This window comes from Pontibacter burrus (assembly GCF_010686685.1).
Classification (GTDB): Bacteria; Bacteroidota; Bacteroidia; order Cytophagales; family Hymenobacteraceae; genus Pontibacter; species Pontibacter burrus.
Map to the genome: position 1 here is coordinate 46,142 of NZ_JAAGWD010000010.1, position 15,958 is coordinate 62,099.

The 15,958-nt window shown below is 46.5% G+C and carries 9 protein-coding genes; 6 read left to right on the forward strand and 3 right to left on the reverse strand.

What is annotated here, in order from left to right:
- Positions 1 to 12: 12 nt before the first annotated feature.
- The 3 genes from GXP69_RS17540 to GXP69_RS17550 form a co-directional block, all read right to left on the reverse strand.
- Positions 13 to 2,082: a GAF domain-containing SpoIIE family protein phosphatase gene (locus GXP69_RS17540; RefSeq protein WP_163916708.1), complete on the reverse strand. Its 2,070-nt coding sequence runs from the start codon at positions 2,080 to 2,082 to the stop codon at positions 13 to 15.
- Between the two features lie 204 nt (positions 2,083 to 2,286).
- Complete coding sequence (gene guaB / locus GXP69_RS17545; RefSeq protein WP_163916709.1) at positions 2,287 to 3,756, reverse strand: IMP dehydrogenase; 1,470 nt, start codon at positions 3,754 to 3,756, stop codon at positions 2,287 to 2,289.
- 211 nt (positions 3,757 to 3,967) lie between these two features.
- Positions 3,968 to 4,285 carry a rhodanese-like domain-containing protein gene (locus tag GXP69_RS17550; protein ID WP_163916710.1) on the reverse strand — a complete coding sequence of 106 codons (318 nt, stop codon included), beginning with the start codon at positions 4,283 to 4,285 and terminating at the stop codon, positions 3,968 to 3,970.
- A 110-nt stretch (positions 4,286 to 4,395) separates the two neighbouring features.
- Here GXP69_RS17550 and pnuC point away from each other — a divergent pair, with 110 nt between their 5' ends.
- The 6 genes from pnuC (at position 4,396) to GXP69_RS17580 (ending at position 15,899) form a co-directional block, all read left to right on the forward strand.
- The gene (gene pnuC / locus GXP69_RS17555; protein ID WP_163916711.1) at positions 4,396 to 5,112 is read left to right on the forward strand and encodes a nicotinamide riboside transporter PnuC; all 717 of its coding nucleotides are present in this window, start codon (positions 4,396 to 4,398) and stop codon (positions 5,110 to 5,112) included.
- A gap of 150 nt (positions 5,113 to 5,262) precedes the next feature.
- A complete protein-coding gene (locus GXP69_RS17560; protein WP_163916712.1) occupies positions 5,263 to 5,439 on the forward strand; it encodes a hypothetical protein in 177 nt (58 codons plus the stop codon).
- 1,111 nt (positions 5,440 to 6,550) lie between these two features.
- Positions 6,551 to 11,578 (forward strand): T9SS type A sorting domain-containing protein, encoded by a 5,028-nt coding sequence (locus GXP69_RS17565; RefSeq protein WP_163916713.1) that lies wholly within the window; start codon positions 6,551 to 6,553, stop codon positions 11,576 to 11,578.
- Between the two features lie 749 nt (positions 11,579 to 12,327).
- Positions 12,328 to 14,394, forward strand: a complete 2,067-nt coding sequence (locus GXP69_RS17570; RefSeq protein WP_163916714.1) for a T9SS type A sorting domain-containing protein — start codon at positions 12,328 to 12,330, stop codon at positions 14,392 to 14,394.
- Positions 14,395 to 14,491: 97 nt separating this feature from the next.
- Entirely contained in the window at positions 14,492 to 15,013 is a 522-nt protein-coding gene (locus GXP69_RS17575; protein WP_163916715.1) for an AAA family ATPase, read from the forward strand.
- Between the two features lie 10 nt (positions 15,014 to 15,023).
- Positions 15,024 to 15,899, forward strand: a complete 876-nt coding sequence (locus GXP69_RS17580; protein ID WP_163916716.1) for an aldose 1-epimerase family protein — start codon at positions 15,024 to 15,026, stop codon at positions 15,897 to 15,899.
- Positions 15,900 to 15,958: the final 59 nt, after the last annotated feature.

Here is a 15,958-nt window from a genome sequence, read left to right on the forward strand (position 1 = left end):
TTTACGGTTTAGTTATATGTTTGGTTGAGTGGGTTTGAACTTAATAACAAGCAACGTCTGGTCATCATAGAGGTTGTCAGGGCCTGTAAAGTCTTCCAGGTCGTTTATAATGGCACACTTAATGTCTTCGGCTTCCAGATGATATGTTTGTTCCAGCATATATTTCAGCCTGTCTTCACCATACTCTTCTGTTTCATCAGGGTTACGTGCTTCTACAATTCCGTCGGTATAGACCACCATTACGTCGTTCGGGTTATAGTCGTAATACATCTCCCGTACGTGGTTGTTATAGTTTTTGTCGCGAACGATACCAAGTCCCAGACCATCTGTCTGGAAATAGAACACATCATCCATCATCGCATTATAGTACAGCGTATGGCAATGCCCGGCGCGTGCGAACATAAAGCCTTTCATACGATAATCAATTATATATAGCGATGAAGTTATGAAAGAAGTTTTCTCGAGGCAGCGGCTAAGCGCACTGTTAGCCTGTTTCATAAACTCGCTCGGTGGCATATCCTGCTGCATCAGCCCATGAAAAATTCCTTTCATCTGCGCCATGTGGAATGCGGCTGAAATACCTTTACCTGAAACATCGCCGATGATGATGGCAATGCGTGACTCGCTCAGCTGCAGGAAGTCGTAAAAATCGCCGCCTACTTCTTTAGCTGCTTTGGAATGGGTAGAGATCTCAAACCAGCTGTCGCTTGGGAAAGTTTTAGGCACCAGGCTTTCCTGCACCTGAGTCGCAATCTTCAGCTCCTCCTTATAACGTTCGTTCTGCAGCGATTCAGCTACCAGGCGCAGGTTTTCTATAGTTAGAATGGTCTGGCTGGTAAAAGTGCGCAGTACGTTAGTCGTTTCCCGATCAAAACCCTGTTCAATATCGCGGAGCAGGTACAACGTTCCAAAAACGTGTTTCTTGGATTTAATAGGGAGTATAATAAGCGAGCGCCAGGGCAGAGCCAGGTCGCGGAATCCAGAGTTGCGGTCCAGGTTATTGTTGATATAATCAATATGCTGGATGTTGTAGGCCATGAGCAGGTGCCGGATGCGCTCGATCTGTTCGTTGTTAATGTTGAGCAGGTGTGAGATGTGGGTGTTGTTGCCCCGTATCTGCTCCAACCAGCCCGCACTTGCATCCGAAGCTTTAATGGTGCTTTCAAACAACAGGTCAAATACCTGCGCTTCGCTCTGCCCTTGCTGAATAGACTGGCTCAGGCGCTGAAAGTTAAGGAGGTCTTCGCTTTTTTGCTCAAACACACTGGAAGTAGGCAGGCTGAATAACGATACCAGGAAAGCTGCCAGCGTGTAAAGCCCAACAAACCCCATTGCCAGCAGCAGGAAACCCACATCCGAATAGTCAATAACAAGCTCAGCTGTATCAGCAAACTCCTGGAAGAACTTGGTAAAGATATAGCAGCTGACCAATATGGCGCCCAGTAACACCAGCGACCGGCTCTTTTTGCTGAAAGACAAATAGGCTACCCACTTTAAGTTTGTGCACAGGAACAGGACATACAGACCCAGCAGCACAAAAAGCGGCAGAAAAATATAGTTGGTATAGTTAAAGTTAAGCAGCGTAAGGGTAAGCGTACTGAATAAAAGCAGCTCAAACCAGTCCCAGGCTACCTGCAGAAAGCGGTTTTTATGGTACAGTAGCAGTTGCCGCCAGATGTAAAACGCCTTCGCCAGAAAGTATACCAGCAACCCGAAGTTTATCTGGTACACCAGGTGCAACAGCAAGGTAGACTGTACACCCATGGAATCAGTAGCCAGTTTGTAGGCAAAATATAGGGCGATGCTCAGGTAAGCCGCCACGGCAGCTTTAGAGAACAGGTTCCAGAGGTAACTACTGAAGTCGATCCCTTTCAGGTTGTTGGCGTGGATACGCTGGAATACAAAAACAGAAAGGATGAAAATGATGATGAGCAGGTTGTTGATGTACGGCAACGCCATCAGCATAGTGCCCGAAGATTGTCGCGCACTCTCAGCCATCAACAGTACACTCCCTAGCAGTAGCACCCAGCTAACTATAGCAGAAGTAACCAACAAAGATTTTGCGTTAGTCTTGTATAGCATAAAACGGAAAACCGTGCTAAGTTTTTGCAGCGACTGTTTCTGGGTTTGTGTTGTGTTTTTGTTAATGAAAGGTAGTAAAAATTTCGTCTCAGTAAGCAAGGTGCTTTTATGTGTTTAAAAAACCACCTTGCATAACGTAAAAAATATATAGTTGGTTGGCTTTATTTTTTTCAGCCAACCAACTATAGAAATATGTCAATACGATTAACGGCTATAGTTTGGTGCCTCGCGCATGATCTTTACATCGTGCGGATGGCTCTCACGAAGGCCTGCACCAGTTATCTTAACCATACGAGCTTTCTGCAGTTCATTTATAGTTGGTGTACCACAATAGCCCATGCCAGCCCTGATGCCACCTACCAATTGGTAAATAACTTCGCTAACATAACCTTTATACGCCACACGGCCAACTATTCCTTCCGGTACAAGTTTCTTGGCGTCTTTTTCATCACCCTGGAAGTAACGGTCTTTAGAGCCCTCTTCCATAGCTTCAACAGAGCCCATGCCACGGTAAGTCTTATACTTGCGGCCTTCATAAATCACTACTTCGCCAGGAGCCTCTTCAGTTCCTGCCAGTAACGACCCGACCATGACGGTGCCTGCACCACCCGCAAGTGCTTTAACTATATCGCCGGAGAACTTAATACCACCATCTGCAATTACCGGAACACCTGTGCCTTCCAGGCCTCTGGCAGCTTCCATTACCGCTGTTAGCTGTGGCACGCCTATACCTGCAATTACACGTGTGGTACAGATGCTGCCCGGGCCAACGCCAACTTTTACGGCATCGGCTCCTGCATCGGCAAGAGCTCTTGCACCCTCGGCAGTTGCTACGTTGCCTGCTATCAGGTCTACGTCCGGGAAAATCTGCTTTATCTTTTTAACAGCATCCAGCACACCTTTGGAGTGGCCATGTGCGGTATCAACGCTTATAACATCAACTCCGGCTTCTACCAGCGCCTGCACACGATCCAGCACATCAGGTGTTACGCCAACAGCAGCTCCTACCCGCAGGCGGCCATATTTGTCTTTGCAGGCAAAAGGTCTGTCTTTCTTTTTCAGGATGTCTTTATAAGTGATCAGGCCTACCAGTTTGCCATTTTCGTCTACTACCGGCAGCTTCTCGATCTTGTATTGCTGCAGGATGTCTTCGGCTTTCGCCATGTCGGTGCCGGGCTCTGCTGTAATCAGATTTCTGCTGGTCATAGCCGATACAACCGGTTGGGTAAGGTCTTTCTCGAAGCGCAGGTCGCGGTTAGTGATAATACCTGTAAGCTTGCCTTCTGTATTCACGATCGGAATACCACCGATCTTATATTCAGTCATGATCTGTACGGCATCGCCGAGTGTGGCAGTTTCCTGTAGGGTGATCGGGTCCAGGATCATGCCGCTTTCAGAGCGCTTTACTTTGCGCACCTGTTCTGCCTGCTTTTTGATCGACATGTTTTTGTGGATGATGCCGATACCGCCTTCCTGTGCCATGGAGATCGCCAGGTCGGCTTCGGTAACTGTATCCATCGCTGCTGAAATAAGCGGCACGTTAATCCGGATGTTTCTAGTTAGCCAGGAAGATGTATCGGTGTTATTTGGGAGTACCTCGGAGTAAGCCGGAAGCAGAAGCACATCATCGTAAGTTAATGCTTCGAAGGCGATTTTGTTCTGATCAGAGCGCATGGCAAATAATTTAGGGGTTCTTATTTGCCGCGTAAAATTACAGAAAAAATCTCAGAACTTATTTGCAAACAATCAGGAAATTATTTTTTGCTAATAGCTGAAGAGCAAAAATCTGTAAACGCGGCTTATAGTTTAGTATTATTGCAACAACACAATCAGAAGCTATAGTTCAGGCAGAAAACCTATAAGTGGCCTTATTTTGGTCGCTATTTTAGTAGATGCGCATTTCGGGATCTACCTGTGTGGCCCAGGCATGGATGCCACCCTTCAGGTTAAGCAAGTTATCATACCCATAGCGCTGCGCCAGAAAATTTATAGCCTGCGCGCTCCGGAAACCATGATGGCAGATGACAACAACCGGCACATCACGGCGCACACGGGCTACTTGCTTAGGCAATTCTCCTACAGGGATCAGTTCGCCTCCCAGGTTACAAATTTCGAACTCGACAGGCTCCCGCACATCCAGTAACTGCAGTTTGTGGCCATGTGCCAGGCGTTCCTTTAATTCCAGGGCAGTTATCTCCTCCATAAGCTATAGTTTAATGTTCTAGTTTTAGCGCTCAGTTGGCTATTAAGTTTCGATTTGCAAACTTAGCAGCGAATTGCAGCAAAAAGCTATTGTTGCACTATAAATTAAAGATGGGAAGTTCAACTATTTTACCGGAAGCGACTAGTCTGGCTGTAATCTTGAGCCAGGTAAGTTTAACCGAGATATGGGCGCAGTTTGTAAGCGGTATGCGGCAAACATCAGTGCTGGAGTACATTGCCGTGATAGCTGGTATCGTTAGTGTCTGGTACTCGCGCAAAGAAGATATCCTGGTTTATCCTGTCGGGCTTATCAGTACAGTTATTTATGTGTACCTGAGCTTTAAGTATCACCTGATCGGGGAAGCAAGCGTGAACTTATACTATAGTATACTGAGCATTTATGGCTGGTATTTGTGGGCAAGGCGCAATAAACAACAGGAGCACATACTGCATATCACCTTCTCTACGCCTAAAATGTGGGCCTGGCAGCTGGCATTTTTTGCAGGGCTTTACGTGGTTATTTACTTCTGCCTCATCTACCTGAAAGGGGCTTTTTATCCGGGTGTGATACCATGGGGCGATGCTTTTGCAAGTGCTACCGCCTATACCGGTATGTGGCTGATGGCCCGTAAAAAAGTAGAAAGCTGGTACTGGTGGATAGCGACCAATGTGGCTTCAATTCCTTTATACTTTGTTAAAGGGCTGGTATTTACTTCGGTGTTTTACTTTGTTTTGCTGGTAATGGCTTTCTGGGGACTGGCAGAGTGGAAGCGTCGGGCAAGGCTCGGGAAGGAGCTGGTACTAGGCCAAACTGCAGCAAAAGCCTGAGTTTGTATTTTTAATCCTTTAAGTCAATTTTTATACTTGTTTCGTGCTATCCGGCTGCATAGCGGATACGTACATGCAGTTAGCTGGCTGTTTTATATAAATGTAAGACCGGTTTAGTAAGTAATGTTTAACCACCAAAAGTGCAGCAACATGAAACAGCGTAAACTAGAATTGCCGGAGGAACTAAAATACGAAAACAGGTTAAAATGGGGATACGAGTCGCCGGACGAAAGCCCGAAATATGTATATTACAGGCAATATGGTGATAAGAAACCGAAGCAACTGGAGGTTTATAACTTCTATGGTTATAGTTTCTCAGAATGTTAAGGTAGTGATACTACGTTTACTTTAAGCTTGCCCTGTAACAAATATAGTTCCCTACTATCTTTTACCTTCTTTCTTTATTTTTTTAATATAGTGCAAAAAGAGTAGCTGTTATCTTTATAACAGCTACTCTTTTTGCACCTATACTTTCTTGTCTGTATTGCCACTACCCGACATAACACTTTCGGCATGGTGCAGTAACCATTGTTTGAAGCGGGCCTCTACCTGCTTGTTATTGGTTTGTAGATTAACCTGTAAAAGCAAGCACCTAATACATTAACCTTTTCCTGAGCTGATGAGCCTCCCAGGCCGGTGATCCTTTAACTCTAATTATACATGACTATTCTTTGCCACTATAAAAAGGGCAACGGCTACTCCTTTGCCCAAATTTTACCTCAATCACCTTAGTTTTCAGGCAATCTGATCCTGTAAACTAATCCTCTCAGCTACAAGGCGTTTTATGCACTCATTTTGATAAAGCGTTATAAAATAGCACCTGTAAAATATAGATCAGCCCTAATAAATATTGTACTAATATTTACCGGCAGTTAACTCAAACTATATAGGCTTACACTATATAATATTGTATTTAGATCTATTCAAATGCAAAAAAATGTAGATATTGGCATATTGTTGTCGTATGACTAACAATGTGTTGCCGGGTAACCCAACTGGACGAGTTTGGTTCCATATCTGGCAATCCAGTGCCCTCTACCCTCTACTCCTAAAACCCTGATAGGCCCCGAAGTAAAAATACTCGGGTATTGCATACTGTTAGAAAGACAATATGATAAAGCACTACTACTGGGTTTCAATTCAGCATACTATTCTTTCTGTAAAACAAGTAAAATCCTACTTGTTACATAGGCTGCGTCGCACGAGCAGTCTGAATTTCAATATCCTTTCATTTTTATTCAATTCTCATATGCAAAAGCCTCATGCATTTTTGCAGGGTGGCTTCTATTATGCTGCCCAGGCAAAGCAACCTCCATAAGCTATGGTCCTGTAACAGGTTGTCTATAGTTGGTAGCCTGATCCACCCTCACTGCTCCTGTTTTTCATGCAGGATGATCACCTGGCAATAACTATTATAAACTATGAAAACCAGTTATTTATGAGAAATTTCGACAATTATTCGTGCCTGACGCGGCATGTTTTAAAAGAACACTTACAATGGTTATGGCGAACGGCGCTAGTTGCCCTTGCTGTTTTAACTTTTGCAACAAATGCAACAGCACAGGTTGTGGCACCCGACCCTAATACAAGTTGTACTTCAAATGACCTTGAGATCGTAGAAGCGACCTTGACCGGGGCAACAGAATGCTATACTTGCATTGAAGGGCAGCCAACGACTTCAGTATTAACACTCGCTATCCATAACAAAACAGGGTCTACCAGAACCTCTTTTGCATTTTGGGCGAACTTAGAAGTTACATTACCAAACGGGCAGGTAACAAACACTGTAATTACAGGTTGTAATGGCCCAATACCAGGAAATACCACGCATGAGCTGCCTTTCGGAGAAATCCAATATGTATGTGGGTCTACACTGAAGCTCACAAATATATTCCTGGCCTGGACAGACGCATCACAAAATGAAGACAGACAGTGTCCTTTAGATCCAGCTAACATTTCTCCTAAGTGTGGTAAACTTGCTGAGATAGAAATAACACCGCCACTATCTGTAGGCATTGCAAGTAGCACAGCTCCGTGTGTAGGGGAAGCAAATGGTAGCATTACTGCCAGTGCCCAGGGTGGCGAAGGTCCTTATAGTTATACTTTACTTCCTGGCAACATAACCAACAGTACTGGTGTGTTTACGGGCCTGGCTGCAGGTACTTATACCATAAATGTTGCAGATGCCAACAGTTGTAGAACCCAGGTTAGCCATACTTTAACAGAAGTAATGTGCTGCGTACCTCCGACAATTACCGCCCAGCCAGTTGCAGATGCTGCCTGCGTTGGGGAAGGTGCGAGCTTTACGGTTGCATATAGCGGGGGAACACCGGCACCAACTATACAATGGGAGGTGAATACAGGAAATGGCACCTGGACTCCGCTTACCAATACTGGCCCATACTCAGGTATAACAAGCGCTACTTTAACTATAGCCACTACCACGCTAGCCATGAATGGCTATACGTACCGTGCTGTGCTTACGAGCGGTAACTGTGAACCCGTTACAACTAACGGTGCGGCGTTAACGGTGTATGGTTTACCTACAGTTTATAGTTTGCAGGGCGGTAGCTACTGTGCAGGCTCAACGGCATTAGGCACCATTACGCTAAGTGACTCTGAAACAGGTGTAATGTATCAGCTATATACTGCTGCTGATGCAACAGTTGGTAGCCCAATGCCTGGAGATGGCGAGGCTATAGTTTGGACAGGTATTGCAGCCGGAACAGGTTACTATGTGGTAGCTACTGGCCCTGGTAATTGTACCAGCACAACCAACAGCGTAAATGTCGTTGCTAATCCTAATCCGGTTGCAACAGCTTCGGTTGCTGGTATGCTTACCTGCAGCGTAACTTCAGTGCAGTTGAGCGGCTCTGCCAACATTGCAGTTGCATCTTATGCCTGGACTGGTCCTGGCGGCTTCACATCAGCATTGCAAAACCCTACTGTTGGCGCGGCAGGTACTTATGTGCTTACTGTTACAACGGCTGCAGGCTGTACCGATACGGACGAGGTTGTGGTAGAGGAAGACGATGAACTACCTACAGTAACTGCTGGTACCTATGGTCCGCTTTGTATAGATGCTGCAGCTATAGTTCTGGGTGGTACACCTGCTGCTGGCACCTGGACAGGCACCGGCATAGTGGCTGTAAATGGTGGCTATCAGTTCAGCCCTGCTACAGCAGGCGTTGGCTCTCACTTGCTTACCTATTCCTACACGGCTACTAATGGATGCACAGCTACTTCCACTACAACTATAGTTGTGAATGGTTTGCCTGCAGCTTACACATTAACTGGCGGCTCGTACTGCACAGGCACTTCACCGGCAGGGGCCGCCGTTACGTTGTCAGACTCCGATACAGGTGTTAGTTACCAGTTACAGGTAAATAATGGCGGTACCTGGACCAATGTAGAAGGTGCTATAGTTGCGGGTACTGGTTCAGGAATCAGCTTCGGTATTCAGCCGGTGGGTTCTTACCGCGTGCTGGCAACCAACACAGCTACCGGTTGCGATGATGCCTTTGGCAATGCTACGGTTAGGGTTAGCCCTCTTTTTAGCGCTAATGCAGGCCAAGACCAAACACTGACTTGTACAAATACATCAGTTACATTAACTGGTACATCTACAGATGGAGACGTAACTTTTGCCTGGAGCGGGCCAGGTGGCTTTACTGCTTCAACTGCAACTATACAAGTTAGCACAGCAGGGACTTATACTCTAACTGTTACTAACCCGGCAACCGGCTGCTCTGCTACCGATACAGTGGAGGTAGGAAGGAACAATGAATTGCCGGACGCAAGAGTTGCTTCTTCTTCCATACCTGTCATTAAGTGTGGTAATGGAGAGGTAACTCTGTTAGGCGTTTCTAACACTCCTGGAGTAACATTCAGATGGACTGGACCAAACGGATTCACTTCAACTGAGCAGAATGTTACTGTTTCGGTTGGTGGTACCTACACCTTAACGGTTACAAATCCTGCAACTGGCTGCTCAGCTTCTGCTACAGAAAGTGTAGTAGATGCAAGAAGAGATTTGAATGCGAATGCCGGACCTGATAAAGTGCTTACCTGTACAGTCAATCAAGTAGTCTTGCAAGGGACAACTGATTACGATGGACAATTAGCATTAGGATATGAGTGGAGAGATAGTAATGGAGCTTTAATTGCTTTAACACAAAACATTACTGTAACCGAACCAGGTACCTACACATTCAGGGTACATGACATCTACAGTGGTTGTAATGACTCTGACGTTGTAGTAGTTACTGGTAATACCGATTCGCCTGTTGTAAACATCCGCACTGATACAAACCCTGTACTGAAATGCTCCAACAATGATATTGAGATTCAGGGCGGTTCGCCAACACCAGGGGCTGTTTATAGTTGGGTTGGCCCGAATGGGTTTACTGCAACTACTCAGAATATAACTGTTTCTGTAGGCGGAATATACACATTAACAGTTACTAACCCTGCAACAGGGTGCAGCGCCAGCAAGCAGGTAGAGATATATGATGTAAGAAAAGATCTCAACGCTAATGCGGGACCTGATATGGTGTTAACCTGTACTGTAAATCAAGTTACATTACAAGGGTCTAGTATTACGGCAGGTGCTTTAGGCTATCATTGGACTGCAAGCGATGGTGGACGTATCGTGTCAGGTCAATCCACGCTGAATCCTGTAGTAGATGCACCTGGTACTTATATTCTTTATGTAGTTGACATCTATAGTGGCTGTAATGATACCGATATAGTTGTAGTTACCAGAGAAAATACGCAGGTAAATGTATCAGCCCAAGGCGGTGCGTTGGATTGTGTAACCGGTACGTTACGACTAACGGGTAGTTCAACTACAGCTGGTGTGGTATATAGCTGGATCGGACCGGGCGGCTTTACATCAAGCGAGCAAAACCCTGTGGTTAATATGGCGGGCGAGTACACCTTAACAGCCCGAATTCCGAACTCTGATTGCGCTGCCAGCACCACGGTAACAGTAGTACCTGCCGCAGGCGGAACAAGAACCGAAGTTACCTGCTATGTAATCGACTTTGAACAGGACGCAGCTGGCCTGATTACCTCTACCACTACCAATGCGGGTGAAGTTGTGATCGTAGGGCAGCGCCGTACACCGGAAGGCCCGATTGCGCTGGGTAACCACGCAGCCATTTTCGACACAGGCATGCCGACTGGCGACGATGCTGACCTCCATACCATGGATTGGGGTAATGTACTCATCGTTAACCAGGACAGAACCGGTGAACCGAACGATAACCAATGGGGTGGCGTGCTGGAGCTGGACTTCTCTGCCTTCGGTCCTGTTACCATGACTTCGCTTCGTGCGCTGGATATTGATGAGTATGAAGACTGGTCGTGGGTGGTGCTGTACGATGGCGATGGCAACGAACTGTACCGTGTGCAACTGCAACCTCTAGGCGACAACAGCCGACAGACTGTTGATTTGGGCAATACTCGTGGCGTAATGATGATGCGTGTGTACCTGGATGGCACTGGTGTGGATTATGTAGGCTCGGGTGCGATAGATGATATCCGTTTCTGTATCGAACGCCAGGTAGAGGAACCATGCCAAACTCCTCAACCAGAGCCGGAGAACTGCTTTGTAGCAGATTTCGATCAGGAGGAAACCGGCCTGATTGAATCTACCACTACCAATGCAGGTGTGATTGGTATTCTGGGACGTGCCCGCACTTCTACTGGTCCAATTGCGCTTGGTAACCATGCAGCTATCTTTAACTCGCAAATGCCGACTGGTGACGACGACGATTTATACACTGCCGACTGGGGCAATGTGCTGATCATTAACCAGGACAGAACCAGTGAACCGAATGATAACCAGTGGGGTGGCATTCTGGAACTGGATTTCTCTGCCTTTGGTCCGGTGACCATGTACTCGCTCAAAGCACTCGATATCGACGAGTACGAAGATTGGTCATGGGTAGTACTATACGATGGTAATGGTAATGAACTATACCGTGTGCAGCTGCAGCCACTGGGCAATAACAGTCAGCAGCAGGTTGATTTGGGTGCTACCAGCGGTGTAATGCTGATGAAAGTGTACCTGGACGGAACCGGTGTTGACTTTGTAGGCTCCGGTGCTATTGACGACATCAGATTCTGCATAGATGGCAACAATGCTTCGACTGCCCTGCAGGCAAGCAGAGCAAGTGCGCTGAAAGCAGAGACAGTCGGTATAGAAGCCTCAGCATATCCGATGCCGTTTACCGACAGAACCACAATAGAGTTTAGAATGGCCGAGGCGCAGGATTATGTTGTACAGCTCTACGATTCCAAGGGCCAGTTAGTACGTGAACTGCAAGCTGGTAAGGCGGGTGCCGGTGAACTGGTAACTGTTGAAGTAGAAGGCAGCCACCTGGCTGATGGTCTGTACTTTGCCAATATTGTGGGCAAGGCCGGTATCAAAAAATCGGTGAAGCTGCTCCATAGAAGGTAAGTTAAACTATAACTAATTAGAACTGCCCTGTAGCCAACGGCTACAGGGCAGTTTTTTTATAGATGATCAGAAAAAAAGACCGCTTTTATCAGAAAGGAAAACCCGGAAGAGTAAGTTATGACCGGTATTCAGTTAACACTTAAACAGGCTGTAAACGAATATAGTTGGGGCTTAATTTAATTGTACTAAATTTTTCATTGCCTTAACTAAAGCAATGTATATGTGTGCTTTGACTTGAGGCGTAAGAAGCAGAAAGTGAGGTTGGTAAGGAAAATAATAAACGTATACTATAGCGTGTCTCAAACATAAAAGTTCTAATTAAATTCTTTTTAGAACTGCCTTCTTTAAGCTTAATAACCCTGATAGGCTTTGGCGCAAATTGGTACGTGTTATTACTTACTTGTAAACCTATAGTAATATGGTAAAGTTCTACATTCGGGGTCCGCTTATCACATTTCCTCTCTCTCAGTTTTATCCTTTACAACAAGGTCCCTGATCTGGTTTGCGCATCTGAGCAGCACCATCTCTTACTTATTTAATTTTTTAATTATGGAAAAAGGAAACACCCGGCAAAAAGGTGGGGGATATCTTATTCCGCTGCACTTTAAACCTCCTTAATACCAGTTTAAGGTTCAGTAATATTATGCTATCCTGGTATATACCACTTGTTTATTTTGAGGAACTATATGAAGAAATTATACAACTATGAAAGCTAACATCCTATGGAAAACTATAACAACTACACATGTTTGAAGGATAATTTACTTACATACTTACAGAAGATTGCAGTTGTAGTGGCTGTGCTGGCCTTACCACTGGCCTTACAGGCAAAAGGCAAAACAACAACTGCAGACAATTGCCACATAATCGATTTTAACCAGGAGAGTACTGGTCTGATTACAGCTACTACAACAAATGCGGGGGTAGTAGATATAGTAGGACAGCGTCGTACTTCTACCGGGCCGATTGCGCTGGGCAACCATGCCGCTATTTTCGATACCGGCATGCCGACCGGTGATGACGATGACCTGTACACTGATGACTGGGGCAATGTGCTCATCATCAACCAGGACAGAACCAACGTGCCGAATGATAACCAGTGGGGTGGCGTGCTGGAATTAAATTTCGCTTCTGTCGGTCCAGTGACTATGTACTCGCTTAAAGCACTTGACATTGACGAGTACGAAGACTGGTCATGGGTGAAACTATACGACGGCAATGGCAACGAACTATACAGCGTGCAGCTGCAGCCTTTAGGTAACAACAGTCGCCAGATGGTTGATCTGGGCGGCACAGAAGGAGTAATGATGATGCGTGTGTACTTGGACGGAACTGGTGAAGATTTTGTTGGATCAGGTGCCATCGATGATATCATGTTCTGTGTTGAAGAGCCAGAGCCAAGTAATTGCTTCATAGCTGACTTTAACCAGGAGAGTACCGGTCTGATCGAGTCTACCACTACAAATGCTGGCGATATTACGATTCTGGGTCGTGCCCGTACTTCTACAGGTCCTGTCGCGCTGGGCAACCATGCCGCGATTTTCGACAGCGGCATGCCGACCGGTGATGATGACGACCTGTACACTGATGACTGGGGCAATGTGCTCATCATCAACCAGGACAGAACCAACGTGCCGAATGATAACCAGTGGGGCGGTGTACTAGAGCTCGACTTCTCGGCTTTCGGCCCAGTAACAATGTACTCGCTCAAGGCACTTGACATTGATGAGTACGAAGACTGGTCATGGGTAGTGCTGTATGATGGTGATGGTAATGAACTATACCGTGTGCAGCTGCAGCCGCTTGGCAACAACAGCCGACAAATGGTTGACTTGGGTGGCACAAAAGGGGTGATGATGATGAAGGTGTACCTGGATGGAACCGGCGAAGACTTCGTGGGCTCAGGTGCTATTGATGATATCATGTTCTGTGTTGAAGAGCCAGAGCCAGAAACCTGCTTCGTAGCGGACTTTAATCAGGAAGAAAGTGGCTTGATTGAGTCTACTACAACCAATGCTGGTGATATTGGCTTGCTGGGTCGCCGCCGTACTGCAGATGGCTCAATTGCTCTTGGTAATCATGCTGCTATCTTCGATACTGGTATGCCAACCGGAGATGATACCGACTTGCATACGCTGGATTGGGGCAATGCGCTGATCATTAACCAGGACAGAACCGGCGAGCCGAACGATAACCAATGGGGCGGCGTGATGGAGCTGGATTTCTCAGCTTTTGGACCTGTAACGATGTACTCACTGATGGCACTCGACATTGACGAGTACGAAGACTGGTCATGGGTGAAACTATACGACGGCAATGGCAATGAGCTCTACAGCGTGCAACTGCAGCCACTGGGTAACAACAGCCAGCAGCAGGTTGATCTGGGTGGTACCAGCGGTGTGATGCTGATGAAAGTGTACCTGGATGGCACAGGCGAAGACTTTGTTGGCTCAGGCGCTATTGACGACATCCACTTCTGTGTAGATGGCAATAACGCTTCTACTGCGCTGCAAGCTGGCAGCGTGAGCGCACTGAAAGCAGAAAAGATGGCTGGTATAGAAGCTTCAGCTTATCCAATGCCATTTACCGACAGAACCACAATTGAGTTCAGAATGGCTGATGCCCAGGATTATGTAGTACAACTCTACGATTCTAAAGGCCAGCTGGTACGTGAACTGCAGGCTGGTACAGCAAGGGCTGGCCAGTTAGTGACTGTTGAGGTAGAAGGCAGCCACCTGGCTGATGGTCTGTACTTTGCCAACATTGTGGGCAAGGCCGGCATCAAGAAGTCAGTGAAACTGCTGCACAAAAAGTAAGTTAAACTATAGTTAATTAGAACTGCCCTGTAGCCGTTGGTTGCAGGGCAGTTTTTTATGCCTGTAGATGTAGCGTTTTTACTTTACTTTTGCTTCTATGCTTAAAATCGCAATCACAGGGCCGGAGTCTACAGGTAAATCCACTTTATCAGAGCAGCTGGCAACGCACTACAACACGGTGTGGGTGCCCGAGTATGCCCGTGCTTACATCGGTAACCTTGGCCGGGACTATACTATAGACGATATTGAGGCCATTGCCCGGGGGCAGCTGCAACTGGAGCAGGAACTTGAAGCCGGCGCAGGAACTATACTTATTTCGGATACAGATCTGCTGGTACTCAAAATCTGGAGCGAACATGCCTTTGGCCGTTGCCCGGAATTTATAGTTCAGCAATTAGAGCAGCAGAACTATAACCTTTACCTGCTGATGGGCGTTGATTTGCCCTGGGAGCCCGACCCGCAGCGCGAACACCCGCACCTGCGCCAGTTTTTTTACGACTGGTACAAACGCGAACTGCAAACTATGGGAGTGCCTTTTGCTGAAATAAGCGGGCAGCAGCACGAGCGTTTTAACAATGCCAAAAAACACATAGATGCCCTGCTGCAAACCAAACTATAAATATTGCCGCATGCTACATTTCTTAGAGAACGAGAACTATAAGGTTGGTGTCGAGAGCTTAGGCGCCGAACTGCAACACTTTATAAAACTGGATGAACAACTGGAGTTTATTTGGTTAGCCGACCCCAGTGTATGGCCCAGCCACGCGCCTAACCTGTTTCCGATAATAGGCGAAGTGCCTGATTTTGAGTACACCTATAACGGCAAGACTTATCAGATGCAGCGCCACGGCTTTGCCCGCAAAAAAGAATTCAAACTGATAGAAAAGCACCACGATAAACTGGTATTTGAGCTCACGCATGACGAAGAAACGCTGCAGCAGTATCCGTTTAAATTTACCCTGCTGATTGCTTATAAACTGGAGTGGAACAAACTATCGGTAACCTACCTGGTGCGCAACGACGATACACATGCCATGTACTTTTCGGTGGGCGGGCACCCCGGCTTTAACGTGCCATTTTACCCGAACGAGAACTATACCGACTATTACCTGGAGTTTGAGCAGGAGGAAACCCTGAGCCGTTACCTGCTGAACGAGAATGGCCTGCAGACCGGCGATACAGAACGTGTGCTGGAGCAGGAACGCGTGCTGCACCTAAACCATAATTACTTTGATAAAGACGCACTTGTTTTCAAAGATCTTAACTCTGAAAAAGTAACATTGAGCAGCAAAACCAACCCGAGAGCCCTGGAGATAGAGTTCAAGGGCTTTCCATATCTGGGTATTTGGGCTAAGCCTGGGCCAAGCAAGTATGTATGTGTAGAGCCATGGTGCGGTATTGCTGGAAGAGTAGGAGAAACAGGAGAACTACAGGAGAAAGAAGGCATACAGGAACTTGGTCCGAAACAGGCTTTTGAGCGTACGTTTACAATTTCGATTCTATAGTTTGCCGGTAGCTATAAAGTTAAAGCCCCTGCCAGTTTGTGCTGGCAGGGGCTTTTATA